Genomic DNA, 12,203 nt, shown 5'->3' with positions numbered 1-12,203 from the left:
CGGATGGTCCGTTTCATTCCCGGACATGCACCGACACGTCCCTCACTTCAACAGCCGCGACAGGCGCCGATCCGCCAGCACCTTGCCGCCGGTCTGGCACGTGGCGCAGTACTCGAGCGAGTTGTCGGCGAAGAACACCGACCGCACGACGTCGCCGCACACCGGGCACGCCTCGCCATGCCGGCCATGCACCCGCATCCCACGGCGCTTGGCGTCTTTGAGCTCGGCCGGCGGTTTTCCGGATGCGGCCTCGACCGCATCGCGCAGGGTCTCGATCGTCGCGGTGTACAGGGTGTCGATCTCGGCATCGCCGAGCGTGGCAGCCAGCGCGTACGGCGAGAGCCGCGCGACATGGAGGATCTCGTCGGAGTACGCGTTGCCGATCCCGGCGATGATCGATTGATCCCGCAGCACCCCCTTGATCTGCGTGCGGCGTCCCGCGAGAAGCGCCGCCAGCGCGTCACGCGTGAAGGCGGGGTCCAGCGGATCAGGGCCGAGTCGGGCGATGCCGGGAACATCGGCGGGGTCGCGCACCACCGACACGGCGAGCGACTTCTTCGTGCCGGCCTCGGTCAGATCGAACCCCGAGCCGTCGGCGAAGCCCACTCGCAGTGCGATGGGGGAGCGGCCCGGTTTGATCACGGTCGTCGGCAGGGTGTCGTGCCAGCGCAGCCAGCCCGCCTTCGCCAGGTGGAAGACGAGGTGCACTCCCGCATCCGTCGCGATGTCGACGAACTTGCCGTGGCGGGCGACCGATTCGACGTGGGCGCCGACGATGACGTCGATCGGCGGGTCGTAGGTCTTCAGCGCGGAGATCGCACTGACCCGGGCCTGGGCGATCGAAAGGCCCGTCAGGCGCGCGCCGAGGAAGTCGACGAGTCCCTGGACCTCCGGCATCTCGGGCATGGCGACATCCTGCCATGCACCGCCGACGGCGTCAGAGGGCTATCGGCCACTCCTGCCGCGTGCGATCATCCGTCGCCAGCAGACTCGCGATCCACCCGTCGCTGCGCTCTCCGTGGCCGTTGCGCAGTGCCTGGCGCAGAGTCCCCTCGAACCGGAAGCCCAGCGCCTGGGCAGCCCGAGCGGACGCCGTGTTCCCCACGGCGGCGCGCCACTCCAGGCGCACGAGCGCGAGCGCGTCGGTCGAGAAGCCCCAGTCGATGACGGCCTCCGACGCCTCCCGCACGATGCCGTGACCGCGCGCCTCGGCCGTCACCCAGAAGCCGAGCTCCGCAGATCCCGTCTCGTGCAGATGGTGCAGGCCGATCATCCCCGACAGCGCGCCATCGAGGCGGATCGCCCACGTGGCGTGCGAGAGGTCGTCCCAGCGTTCAGCGGTCTGCGCCACGAATTCGTCGGCGTACGCGCGCAGGTACGGCGAGGGCACGGTCGTGAAATGCCCGATGGCTGGATCCTGGCACGCGTCGTAGATGGCCTGGGCGTCGGATGCGGTCGGCACCGAGAGCTCGAGGCGTGCGGTGCGGAGGACGACGGGCTGCATCCCGTCACGCTACCGTGCGCGTCAGACCCGCACGTCGCTCGCGGCGCGCGGTGTGAGGCGCTGCAACTGGGTCACGTGAGCCGGTGTCAGCTCGGCGAGCTCGCTCACCTGGAGCAGCTTCATGGTGCGCTCGACCTGCTCTGCGAGGATGGCGATCGCCCGGTCGACACCGGCCCGACCGCCCGCCATGAGCCCGTAGAGGTACGCCCGCCCGATGAGGGTGAACTTCGCCCCCATCGCGATCGAGGCGACGATGTCGGCGCCGTCCATGATCCCCGTGTCGATCGCGATCTCGGTGTCGCGGCCGACCTCGCGCACCACCTCGGGCAGCAGATGGAACGGGATCGGAGCCCGGTCGAGCTGGCGGCCGCCGTGGTTCGACAGGACGAGGCCGTCGACGCCGAGATCGACGAGCCGCCGCGCATCCGGAACGTTCTGCACGCCCTTGATCACGATCTTCCCCGGCCACAGTGAGCGGATGACGTCGAGGTCCTCGAAGGAGATCGACGGGTCCATCGCGTTGTCGAGCAGTTCGCCGACGGTGCCGCCGGTGGTGGTCAGTGACGCGAACTCCAGCTTCGGCGTGGTGAGGAAGTCGAACCACCACCAGGGACGGGGGATCGCGTTGACGATCGTGCCGACGCTCAGCTGCGGCGGGATGGAGAATCCGTTGCGCTTGTCGCGCAGGCGCGCACCGGCGACGGGGGTGTCGACGGTGAAGAACAGGGTGTCGAAGCCCGCCTTGGCGGCCCGCTCGACGAGGCCGTAGGAGATGTCGCGGTCGCGCATGACGTACAGCTGGAACCAGTTGCGGCCGTTCGGGTTGGTCGCCTTCACGTTCTCGATCGATGTCGTCCCGAGCGTCGAGAGGGTGAAGGGGATGCCGGCGGCACCGGCGGCGGCGGCGCCCGCGTACTCGCCCTCCGTCTGCATGAGCCGCGTGAAGCCGGTCGGCGCGATGCCGAAGGGGAGGGCGGAGGCGCCGCCGAAGATCGTCGTGCTGGTGTCGACCCGTGACACGTCGCGCAGGATCGAGGGGTGGAACTCGATGTCGCGGAACGCCTGGCGGGCCCGCTGCAGCGAGATCTCACCATCCGCCGCGCCGTCGGTGTAATCGAAGGCGGCCTTCGGGGTGCGGCGCTTCGCGATCTGCCGGAGATCGTCGATCGTGAGGGCCGCGGCGAGACGGCGACGCTTGGAGTTCAGATCCGGCTTCTTGAACTGCATGAGTTCGAGCAGTTCGCGCGGATCGGGGAGCTGTCGGCTGACGGGGCTCATCATCGTCCTTCGAGGTGGATTACGCGGCGCAGAGGGCGTATCGATTGGTCTGACCTCTGCGGTACAGTAGACCCCGGCCTCGGCGACGTCAACCCGCCGGTTGCGTTCGGCTCGAAGGCGAGAGGATACCCCGGTGACAGATCAGCGCACCCCGGAATGGACACCCGTTCAGCGCAGTCGCGCGCACGAACTCGTCATCCAGGCGATCGAGGACCAGATCATGTCGGGGTCTCTCCAGGTCGACGACCCGCTCCCCTCGGAGCGCGAGCTCGCCGCACGTCTGGGGGTGAGCCGCGCGGGCGTCCGCGAGGCCGTGCGCGTGCTCGAGGGGCAGGGCGTGCTGCGCGCCCAGGTCGGTGCGGGCGCCGACGCGGGGACGTTCGTCGCCGCGCTGCCGGACGCCGCGCTCACCCGCTTCCTGCGGCTGCACGCCGCTCTCGCGAACTACCCCTACCCCGACGTCATCGAGGCACGCATCGTGCTCGAACGATCGAGCGCCGAACTCGCCGCGCGGAACGCGGATGCCGAGGCGATCGCAGCGATCCGCACGGCGCTCGACGCGGGCGCCGTCGCCGGGCTCGGTCCTGCGGAGTACAACGACACCGACACCGCCTTTCACGTCGCGATCGCACAGGCCGGCGGCAACCGTCTCGTCGCCTCGATGACCGTGGCAATCCGGGAGTCGCTGAGCAGCCGCATCCTCAACGCCCTCCGCGACTACCGGGACTGGGAGGGGCTGGCCGCGATCCTGCACGCGCAGCACGTGGAGCTGCTCGACGCCATCGAGCGACACGACGGTGCGACCGCCGCCGACCTCGCCGAGCGCCACATCCGCTTCGCCGTCGACGCCCTCGCCGGCGGCTGACCCCCGCCTGCTGCTGACCCCGCCACGTCTACCGGCCCGGGCGGGCACGCATCGCGCACGGCGCCGCATCACGACCCGAACTCCTGCACATCCGGCGTCGGCGGCTCCCGCCGGCCTCGCCCGGCGGGTTTTGCAGGAGTTCGGGCCGAGCCGGCTCCCTCAGGCGCGCGTTGGGTGCCGCCGTCCCCTCCGCCCGCTGCTCCGTACCGGACTCCTGCACATCGGGCGTCGGCGGCTCCCGCCGGCCTGGCGCGGCGGGTTTTGCAGAAGTTCGGGCCGAGCCGGCTCCCTCGGGCGCGCGTTGGGTGCCGCCGTGCCCTGCGCCCGCTGCTCCGTACCGGACTCCTGCACATCGGGCGTCGGCGGCTCTCGCCGGCCTGGCGCGGCGGGTTTTGCAGGAGTTCGGGCCGAGCGGGCTCTGCCATCGAGACCGTTCTGCGCTCGGAGAGTCCTCCACGGGCCGTGCCTTACGGCGAGTTCCTCGCACCACGGGCTCTCGTCGACGAATGGTCGGCGCGTGCGGTGAGGCTGTCGACATGCTGCTGTCGTCGCCCACATACCTGCGCACCGCCGAGCTGCGGCTGCGTGGCTACACCCGTGCGATGATTCGGCGCGCGGTCGACTGTGGCGACCTCATCCGGGTACGACGCGGTCGGTACGTCTGGGGCGGCATCGATGAGCGACACCTGGTCGCTGCCCGCGCGGGTGGACGTCTCGACTGCTTGTCGCTGCTCGGTGCGCTCGGCGTCTTCGTCCTGTCGGACGGCGAGACCCATCTGCAGTTCGATCGTGCGGACTCGCGCTTGCCGCGCCGTCACCGCGACATACGTGCGCACTGGCGTGAGTCCGCGTGCGCGCGGGCGGATCTCCACGCCGATCTGGTGGAGGCGCTCGCCCAGGCGTGCTGCTGTCAGTCGCCCAGAGTCGCCGTCGCGAGCCTCGACAGTGCGCTGCATCTCGGGCTGATCGGTGCTGACGAGCTCGACGCGATCTTCGACCGGCTTCCGCGGCGCTACCGGGCTCTGCGCGCGCTCGTCGATGCTCGGGCCGAGGCGGGCACGGAGACGCTCGTGCGGCTGATGCTGCGGAGCCTGGGATACCGCCCCGCGCTGCAGGTCCGGCTTCGGGGAGTGGGGAGGGTGGACCTGCTCGTCGATGAATGGCTCATCGTGGAGTGTGACAGTCGCGCGTTCCACGGTGACGTCTCACAGCAGATCCGCGATCGGCGCCGAGACCTCGCCGCGGCCGAGTTGGGCTATGTGACGATCCGAATCCTTGCAGAGGACGTCTTCCACCGCCCGGATGCGGTGCGCGCCGCTCTCCGCGCGGTACTCGCTCGTCAGCGGCGCGGGGGTCGCAGCAGAGGGAACGACTGAACGACGCCATTCGTGATGCGGCGAGGCGGACGCAGGCTCGCAGGTGACTGTGTCGTCGCCCGCATCCGCCGCGCGAGGCGTGAGGTGCCCGAACTCCTGCAATCCGTCGCTTTCGCCGGTCCAGCCGGGCCGGCGGCGCGGTTCTGCAGGAGTTCGGACCGGATGCGGCCATCGCCGCGCTGCGCATGCGACGACCGAGCCGGTGCCCGTTCCGGTTACTCGGGGCTCGCCGCCGTGTGCCCGAACTCCTGCAATCCGTCGCTTTCGCCGGTCTAGTCGGGCCGGCGGCGCGGTTCTGCAGGAGTTCGGGTCGTCAGGCAATCCCGCATACCGCCGCCCGCGGCCGTGCGCGGGCGGCGGGGGTCAGCTGCGGCGGAGCAGGCCGATGCGGTCGTAGACGTCGCCGAGGGTCTGCTCAGCCACGGCCGAGGCCTTCTGAGCGTTGACGGCCAGGGCGCGGTCGAGTTCGGCCGGATCGTCGAGCATGGCCAGGGCGCGCTCGCGCACCGGGCCGAACTCCGACACGACGACCTCCGCCAGCGCCTTCTTGAAGTCGCCGTAACCGCGGCCCGCGAACTCGTCCTCGATGGAGGGGATCTGCCGGCCCGTGAGAGCGGCGAAGATCACGAGCAGGTTCGACACACCCGGCTTGGTCTCGCGGTCGTAGCGCACCACACCCTCGGAGTCGGTCACCGCGCGCATGATCTTCTTCGCGCTGACCGCCGGATCGTCCAGCAGCCACAGCACACCCGCATCGGACTCCGCCGACTTCGACATCTTCGACGTCGGGTTCTGCAGATCGTAGATGCGAGCCGTGTCCTGCTGGATGACGGGCGTCGGCACCGTGAACGTCTTGCCGTAGCGCGCGTTGAAACGCTCGGCCAGGTCGCGGGTCAGCTCGACGTGCTGCTTCTGGTCGTCTCCCACGGGGACCACGTTGGTCTGGTACAGCAGGATGTCGGCCGCCATGAGCACCGGGTAGGTGAACAGGCCCACATTGGTCGCGTCGCTGCCGTAGCGCTGCGACTTGTCCTTGAACTGCGTCATCCGCCCGGCCTCGCCGAAGCCGGTGATCGTCGACAGGACCCACGCCAGCTCGGCGTGCGCGGGAACGTGCGACTGCACGTACAGCGCCGACTTCGACGGCTCGATTCCGGCGGCGATGTACTGAGCGGCCGTGCGCCGGGTCTTCGCGCGGAGCTCTGCCGGGTCGTTCGGCTGGGTGAGCGCATGCAGGTCGACGACGGAGAAGAACGCGTCGTACGACTCCTGCAGGTCGCGCCACTGCAGCAGGGCCCCGATGTAGTTGCCGATCTGGAGAGAGTCGGCCGAGGGCTGCATTCCGGAGTACAGGCGCGCTTTGCTCACCCGTCGATTCTACGGACCCGGATGCGGTGCGCCGTCGCCCCTCAGTCGCCCAGGCGGTAGTCGGCCACCACGGGAGCGTGGTCGCTCCACCGTTCGGCGTACGACGCGGCACGCGCGACCCGGTAATCGGCCACACGCGTCGCGAGGGCGGGAGTGGCCATGTGGTAGTCGATCCGCCACCCCGTGTCGTTGTCGAACGCCTGGCCGCGGTTGGACCACCAGGTGTAGGGGCCGTCGACCTCGCCGGCGAACCGGCGCCCCACATCGACCCAGCCGAGACCGACGCCCTCGACCCCGTCGACGCCGGTCACCAGAGAGCCGGCATCGCCGAAGAAACGGTCGAAGTACGAGCGCTCGCGGGGGAGGAATCCCGCCTTCTTCTGATTGCCGCGCCAGTTCTTGATGTCGAGCGGGCGGTGCCCGACGTTCAGGTCTCCGGTGACGAGCGCGAGCGCGTCGTCCTGCGCCAGCTCCGCGAGGCGGACGCTCATCGCGTCGAGGAATCCGTACTTCGCGTCCTGGCGGGGAGTACCGTCTTCGCCGGAGTGCACATAGGCGCTGACCACCGTGAGCTGCTCGCCGTCGACCTCGACGTCGGCCTCGATCCAGCGGCCGCGCGAGTCGACGTCCTCGTCGCCCAGCTCGATGCGGGATGCGGTGATCGGGATGCGGCTGGCCACCGCCACTCCGGAGCGCCCCTTGCTCAGCGACTCGTCGTGCACGAGCTCCCACCCCGGCAGCGCGCTCTCGAGGTGGGTGAGCTCGGCGCGTACCTCCTGCAGGGTCAGGATGTCGACTCCCGCGGTGTCGAGCCAGCCGGCCATGCCGTTTCTCACCGCGGCGCGGATTCCGTTGACGTTGACAGAGGCGATGCGGAGGGTTCGTGACACGTCTTTCAGCGTATCCGGAGCCACCGACACGGATGCTCAGTCGAGGAGGTGCCGCAACCCCGGCCGCGTGGTGAGCGCCGCGACGGCGGCGGCGGCCGCATCCCGTTCCTGCGCTGCTCGCTGGACCCGGCGTCGGGCGGCGGGGCGTTGCCACCACGACGCGTGACGGGCGCGCTCGCGCGCCTCGCGCAGGCGCACCTGCGCGGCGACCGACAGCGCGTGCACTTCGAGTGCTTCGCGCTCGGCGTCGCTCAACTCGACCAGCGGCAGGTCGCGGTCGGAGGTGGACACCGCGATCCATGCCGCCGCCACGAGGATCACGATGCCGGTGATGCGGAACCACAGAAGGAAGCCGATGAAGATGGCGAAGGTCGCAATGAGCGGATTGCTCGGCGTGTAGCGCAGCAGGAGGCCCGCGCCCACCTGCAGCAGGGCGAGAGCAGCGCCGCCGAGGATCGATCCCGGCCAGATGCGACGCCAGCGCAGCGACGTACCGGTGAGGAAACGGAAGAGAAGGGCGAGTGCGACGGCGTTGACCAGGAACGCGACTACCAGGCTGAGTGCGCGCGCGAGGATGGTCGACCACGTGGAGTCCGGCTGCCACTGCAGGATGCCGGCCAACAGGTCCAGTGCCCACGTGGTGATCTGCACGAGCACCCAGCCGGCGAGCAGCGCGATGCCGAACAGTGCGGCCGCCAGGAGGTCCCGAGCCTTCAGCATGAGGTAGCTGCGGGAGTCGAAGGGGAGGCCGAACGTGTCCCGCACCGCGCGGCGGGTATAGGTGATGAAGCCGATGGCCGTCCAGATGACCACCACGAGAGCAATGGCCCCGGTCACCGGCAGCAGCCCCCCGCTGCTCTGCGAGGCGACGGCCTCGACCTGGCTCGGTTTGATGAGCCCGTTCTCGCTGATGAGGGCGGGGATGTAGCTGTTGACGATGTCGATCAGCTGGTGCACGGCTGCGTCGTCGCCGCCGAGCCAGAGCCCGACGGCGGCCGCTGCGAGATAGATGCCGGCGAAGATCGCGAACAGGGACTGGTAGCTGACGCCCGCCGCCAACAGGAAGCCGTTGTGCTGGAGGAAGTGCCGCCAGACCCGGATGGGGAACCAGGCGAGGGTGCGACGGGTGAGTTCCGTCGCCTTCTCGATCGGCTCATCGAGACGTTCGCGCAGGTTCGCCTGCGCCGAGTCCCACCGCTCCCGCAGGGAGCTCTCGTCTTGGGGCAGCACAAATCGCGCGTCGGCGTCGTTCTCCGCAGCTCGCCTCACGCCCTCACCCTAGCGAGATCGGGCGGTGAGGCCCCGCATCCGGTCAGCCGCGAAGGACCGCCTGCTTGACCTCGGCGATCGCCTTGGTCACCTGGATGCCGCGGGGGCACGCCTCGGTGCAGTTGAAGGTGGTGCGGCAGCGCCACACCCCCTCCTTGTCGTTGAGGATGTCCAGGCGCACGTCGCCCGCGTCGTCGCGCGAGTCGAAGATGAAGCGGTGCGCGTTCACGATGGCGGCGGGGCCGAAGTATTGGCCGTCGGTCCAGAACACGGGGCACGACGAGGTGCACGCGGCGCAGAGGATGCACTTCGTGGTGTCGTCGAAGCGCTCGCGGTCGACGATCGACTGCACGCGCTCCTTGCCCTTCTCGGGCGTGGAGTTCGCGATGAGGAACGGCTGCACCTCGCGGTAGGACGCGAAGAAGGGCTCCATGTCGACGATGAGGTCCTTCTCCAGCGGCAGGCCCTTGATCGCCTCGACGTAGATCGGCTTCGAGATGTCGAGGTCCTTGATCAGCGTCTTGCAGGCGAGGCGGTTGCGACCGTTGATGCGCATGGCATCCGAGCCGCAGATGCCGTGTGCGCACGACCGGCGGAAGGCGAGCGAACCGTCGACCTCCCACTTGATCTTGTGCAGGGCGTCGAGCACGCGGTCGGTGGAGTACACCTCGACGTCGTAGTCGACCCAGCGCGGCTCCTCGTCCAGCTCCGGGTTGAACCGGCGCACGATGAAGGTGACCAGGAACGCCTGGATGCCGGAGTCGTTGGTCTCCTGCACCTGGGAGGCTTCGGTGGTGGTCTCGGCGATGGCGGTGGCGGCCATGCTCAGTACTTCCTCTCCAGCGGCGGGTAGCGCAGTTCCCCGGCCTCGTTCTTGGTGAAGACGACCGGCTTCCAGTCGAGGCGGATGTGGTCCTCCGGGTGGGAGGAGTGCGCATCGCCCGACAGGTAGGACATCGTGTGCTTCATGTAGTTCTCGTCGTCGCGCGTCGGGTAGTCGTCACGCATGTGACCGCCGCGGCTCTCCTTGCGGTTGCGCGCGGCGACGGCGACGACCTCGGCGATGTCGAGCAGGAAGCCGAGCTCGACCGCTTCGAGCAGATCGGTGTTGTACCGCTTGCCCTTGTCGTCCACGTGGATGTTCTTGTAGCGCTCGCGCAGCTCGGCGATCACGAGCATGACCTCGCCGAGGGACTGGTCGGTGCGGAACACCTGGGCCTTGCGGTCCATCTCGTCCTGGAGCGTCTTGCGCAGCACCGCGATGCGCTCCGTGCCGGGGTTGTTGCGCAGACCCTCGATCATCTCGCGCACCTCGCGGGCGGGGTCCTCGGGCAGCGGCACGAACTCCGCGCCGCTCTGCACGTACGTCACCGCGTTGCGCCCGGCACGCTTGCCGAACACGTTGATGTCGAGCAGGGAGTTGGTGCCGAGACGGTTGGAGCCGTGCACCGAGACGCACGCGCACTCACCCGCGGCGTAGAGACCGGGAACGACGGTGTCGTTGTCGCTCAGGACCTCGGCCTCGATGTTGGTCGGGATGCCGCCCATCGCATAGTGCGCCGTCGGCATGACCGGCACGGGCTCGACGACCGGGTCGACGCCGAGGTAGGTGCGGGCGAACTCGGTGATGTCGGGGAGCTTGGTCTCGAGCACCTCTGCACCCAGGTGCGTGCAGTCCAGGAGCACGTAGTCCTTGTGGGGGCCGGCGCCGCGTCCTTCCTCGACCTCCTGCACCATGCAGCGGCTGACGATGTCGCGTGGGGCGAGGTCCTTGATGGTCGGTGCGTAGCGCTCCATGAAACGCTCGCCGGAGGCGTTGCGCAGGATGGCACCTTCACCGCGCGCTCCCTCGGTCAGCAGGATGCCGAGACCGGCGAGGCCGGTCGGGTGGAACTGGAAGAACTCCATGTCCTCCAGCGGGAGTCCCTTGCGCCAGACGATGCCGACACCGTCACCGGTGAGGGTGTGGGCGTTGGAGGTGGTCTTGAAGATCTTGCCGAAGCCGCCGGTGGCGAAGACGACGGCCTTCGACTGGAAGACGTGCAGATCGCCGGTGGCCAGCTCGTACGCGACGACGCCGGCGACCTTGGTGGTGCCGCCGTCTTCGACCGTGACGAGATCGAGCACGTAGAACTCGTTGAAGAAGTTGATGCCGAGCTTGACGCAGTTCTGGAACAGCGTCTGCAGGATCATGTGCCCGGTGCGGTCGGCGGCGTAACAAGCGCGGCGGACCGGGCTCTTGCCGTGGTCCGCGGTGTGGCCGCCGAAGCGACGCTGGTCGATCTTGCCGTCGGGGGTGCGGTTGAACGGCAGGCCCATGTTCTCGAGGTCGATGACGGCGTCGATGGCCTCCTTGGCGAGGATCTCCGCCGCATCCTGGTCGACGAGATAGTCGCCGCCCTTGATCGTGTCGAAGGTGTGCCACTCCCACGAGTCCTCTTCGACGTTCGCCAGGGCCGCGGCCATACCGCCCTGCGCGGCACCCGTGTGCGAGCGGGTCGGGTAGAGCTTGGAGATGACGGCGGTCTTCGCGCCGGGGCCGGCCTCGATCGCCGCACGCATCCCGGCGCCGCCGGCGCCGACGATCACGATGTCGAACTGGTGGTAGTAGACACCGTCCTTGACGACGGTGTCCGCGGTGGAGTGAGTGCTCACAGGTGGGATTCCTCTTGTCTGTTCTGATCCGTGGGATGCGGCGTGCCTACTGGCACACCTCCCACATCACGCTGTCGCTGGTCACGCCGAGGCAGGGGTCGAAGGTGAAGACGACGAGCGTGCCGAGCAGGATCAGGAAGGCCGACACGATCCAGATGGCCCAGACCAGCACGCGCCGGGTGGTGGCGTGCGTGACGTAGTCGTTGACGATCGTGCGCATGCCGTTGCCGCCGTGGATGAGGGCGAGCCAGAGCATCGCGACATCCCACCACTGCCAGAACGGCGAGGAGAGCTTGCCGGCGACGAAGGCGAAGTCGATCTGGTGGATCCCGTCGCCCGTCATGAGGTTGACGAAGAGGTGTCCGAAGATCAGCACCACGAGCACCAGGCCCGAGGCGCGCATGTACACCCAGCCCCACTTCTCGAGGTTCGGGCCCCGGCGCCGCGGGGCGGAGAAGGGACTGCGGGGATCTGCGATCGTCGCGCTCATCAGTGACCGCCTCCCGTCGCGGCGAAGACGTTCATGAGGTGGCGGGGGGCGAAGCCCAGCATCGTGACGGCCCACAAGCCCAGCACGACCCACCAGAGCTGACGCTGGTAGCGCGCGCCCTTCGACCAGAAGTCGACGACGATGATGCGCAGACCGTTGTAGGCGTGGTAGGCGATCGCGGCCACGAGCACGACCTCGCCGATGCCCATCACGGGGTTCTTGTAGGTGCCGATGACCGCGTCGTACGCCTCGGGGGAGACGCGGATGAGGGCGGTGTCGAGCACGTGCACGAGAAGGAAGAAGAAGATCGACACACCTGTGATTCGGTGCAGGACCCAGGACCACATGCCCTCGTTGCCGCGGTACAACGTTCCGCGCGGCGTCTTGGACGTCGTCTGAGCGAGCGATGGTGTGACGCGTGCCGGTGCAGCCACGGTCGTCCTCCCTGATCGAACACGGTGGGGCAGGCGTTGCCCTTCGGGGTTTTTGCTGGTCCCCTGCGTCACGC

The 12,203-nt window shown here is 68.9% G+C and carries 12 protein-coding genes; 2 read left to right on the top strand and 10 right to left on the bottom strand.

The features are described from left to right. Window positions 1-42 precede the first annotated feature (42 nt). The 3 genes from QE377_RS03335 to QE377_RS03325 are packed head-to-tail and all read right to left on the bottom strand — an operon-like array spanning window position 43 to window position 2,782. Window positions 43-906 carry an Fpg/Nei family DNA glycosylase gene (locus QE377_RS03335; RefSeq protein ID WP_307319680.1) on the bottom strand — a complete coding sequence of 288 codons (864 nt, stop codon included), beginning with the start codon at window positions 904-906 and terminating at the stop codon, window positions 43-45. A 31-nt stretch (window positions 907-937) separates the two neighbouring features. Continuing rightward, on the bottom strand, window positions 938-1,504 hold the full coding sequence (locus tag QE377_RS03330; RefSeq protein ID WP_307319679.1) for a GNAT family N-acetyltransferase: 567 nt from the start codon (window positions 1,502-1,504) through the stop codon (window positions 938-940). A gap of 21 nt (window positions 1,505-1,525) precedes the next feature. Beyond that, on the bottom strand, window positions 1,526-2,782 hold the full coding sequence (locus QE377_RS03325) for an alpha-hydroxy acid oxidase (protein ID WP_307319678.1): 1,257 nt from the start codon (window positions 2,780-2,782) through the stop codon (window positions 1,526-1,528). A 133-nt stretch (window positions 2,783-2,915) separates the two neighbouring features. On the opposite strand from QE377_RS03325, the gene QE377_RS03320 reads away from it, so the two are divergent. Together QE377_RS03320 and QE377_RS03315 are read left to right on the top strand one after the other, a co-directional pair. Further along, a complete protein-coding gene (locus tag QE377_RS03320; protein ID WP_307319676.1) occupies window positions 2,916-3,647 on the top strand; it encodes a FadR/GntR family transcriptional regulator in 732 nt (243 codons plus the stop codon). A 536-nt stretch (window positions 3,648-4,183) separates the two neighbouring features. Continuing rightward, window positions 4,184-5,023: a type IV toxin-antitoxin system AbiEi family antitoxin domain-containing protein gene (locus QE377_RS03315; protein ID WP_307319675.1), complete on the top strand. Its 840-nt coding sequence runs from the start codon at window positions 4,184-4,186 to the stop codon at window positions 5,021-5,023. 363 nt (window positions 5,024-5,386) lie between these two features. On the opposite strand, the gene trpS is transcribed toward QE377_RS03315, so the two are convergent. From trpS to sdhC, 7 genes are read right to left on the bottom strand one after another with little or no spacing between them, the layout of a single operon-like run. Continuing rightward, window positions 5,387-6,391, bottom strand: a complete 1,005-nt coding sequence (gene trpS / locus QE377_RS03310; RefSeq protein ID WP_307319673.1) for a tryptophan--tRNA ligase — start codon at window positions 6,389-6,391, stop codon at window positions 5,387-5,389. Window positions 6,392-6,432: 41 nt separating this feature from the next. Next, the gene (locus QE377_RS03305) at window positions 6,433-7,281 is read right to left on the bottom strand and encodes an exodeoxyribonuclease III (RefSeq protein WP_307319671.1); all 849 of its coding nucleotides are present in this window, start codon (window positions 7,279-7,281) and stop codon (window positions 6,433-6,435) included. 36 nt (window positions 7,282-7,317) lie between these two features. Continuing rightward, a complete protein-coding gene (locus QE377_RS03300; protein ID WP_307319669.1) occupies window positions 7,318-8,550 on the bottom strand; it encodes a YihY/virulence factor BrkB family protein in 1,233 nt (410 codons plus the stop codon). 43 nt (window positions 8,551-8,593) lie between these two features. After that, on the bottom strand, window positions 8,594-9,373 hold the full coding sequence (locus QE377_RS03295) for a succinate dehydrogenase iron-sulfur subunit (RefSeq protein WP_307319667.1): 780 nt from the start codon (window positions 9,371-9,373) through the stop codon (window positions 8,594-8,596). 2 nt (window positions 9,374-9,375) lie between these two features. After that, on the bottom strand, window positions 9,376-11,205 hold the full coding sequence (gene sdhA, locus QE377_RS03290) for a succinate dehydrogenase flavoprotein subunit (protein ID WP_307319666.1): 1,830 nt from the start codon (window positions 11,203-11,205) through the stop codon (window positions 9,376-9,378). A 46-nt stretch (window positions 11,206-11,251) separates the two neighbouring features. Then, a complete protein-coding gene (locus tag QE377_RS03285; protein WP_307319665.1) occupies window positions 11,252-11,695 on the bottom strand; it encodes a succinate dehydrogenase hydrophobic membrane anchor subunit in 444 nt (147 codons plus the stop codon). After that, window positions 11,695-12,129: a succinate dehydrogenase, cytochrome b556 subunit gene (gene sdhC / locus QE377_RS03280; protein WP_137416319.1), complete on the bottom strand. Its 435-nt coding sequence runs from the start codon at window positions 12,127-12,129 to the stop codon at window positions 11,695-11,697. Before sdhC ends, QE377_RS03285 begins: the two co-directional genes overlap by 1 nt. Window positions 12,130-12,203 lie beyond the last annotated feature (74 nt).

The sequence above is a fragment of the Microbacterium sp. SORGH_AS_0862 genome (assembly GCF_030818795.1).
Classification (GTDB): Bacteria; Actinomycetota; Actinomycetes; order Actinomycetales; family Microbacteriaceae; genus Microbacterium.
This window is presented reverse-complemented; position numbering and strand designations above follow the sequence as displayed.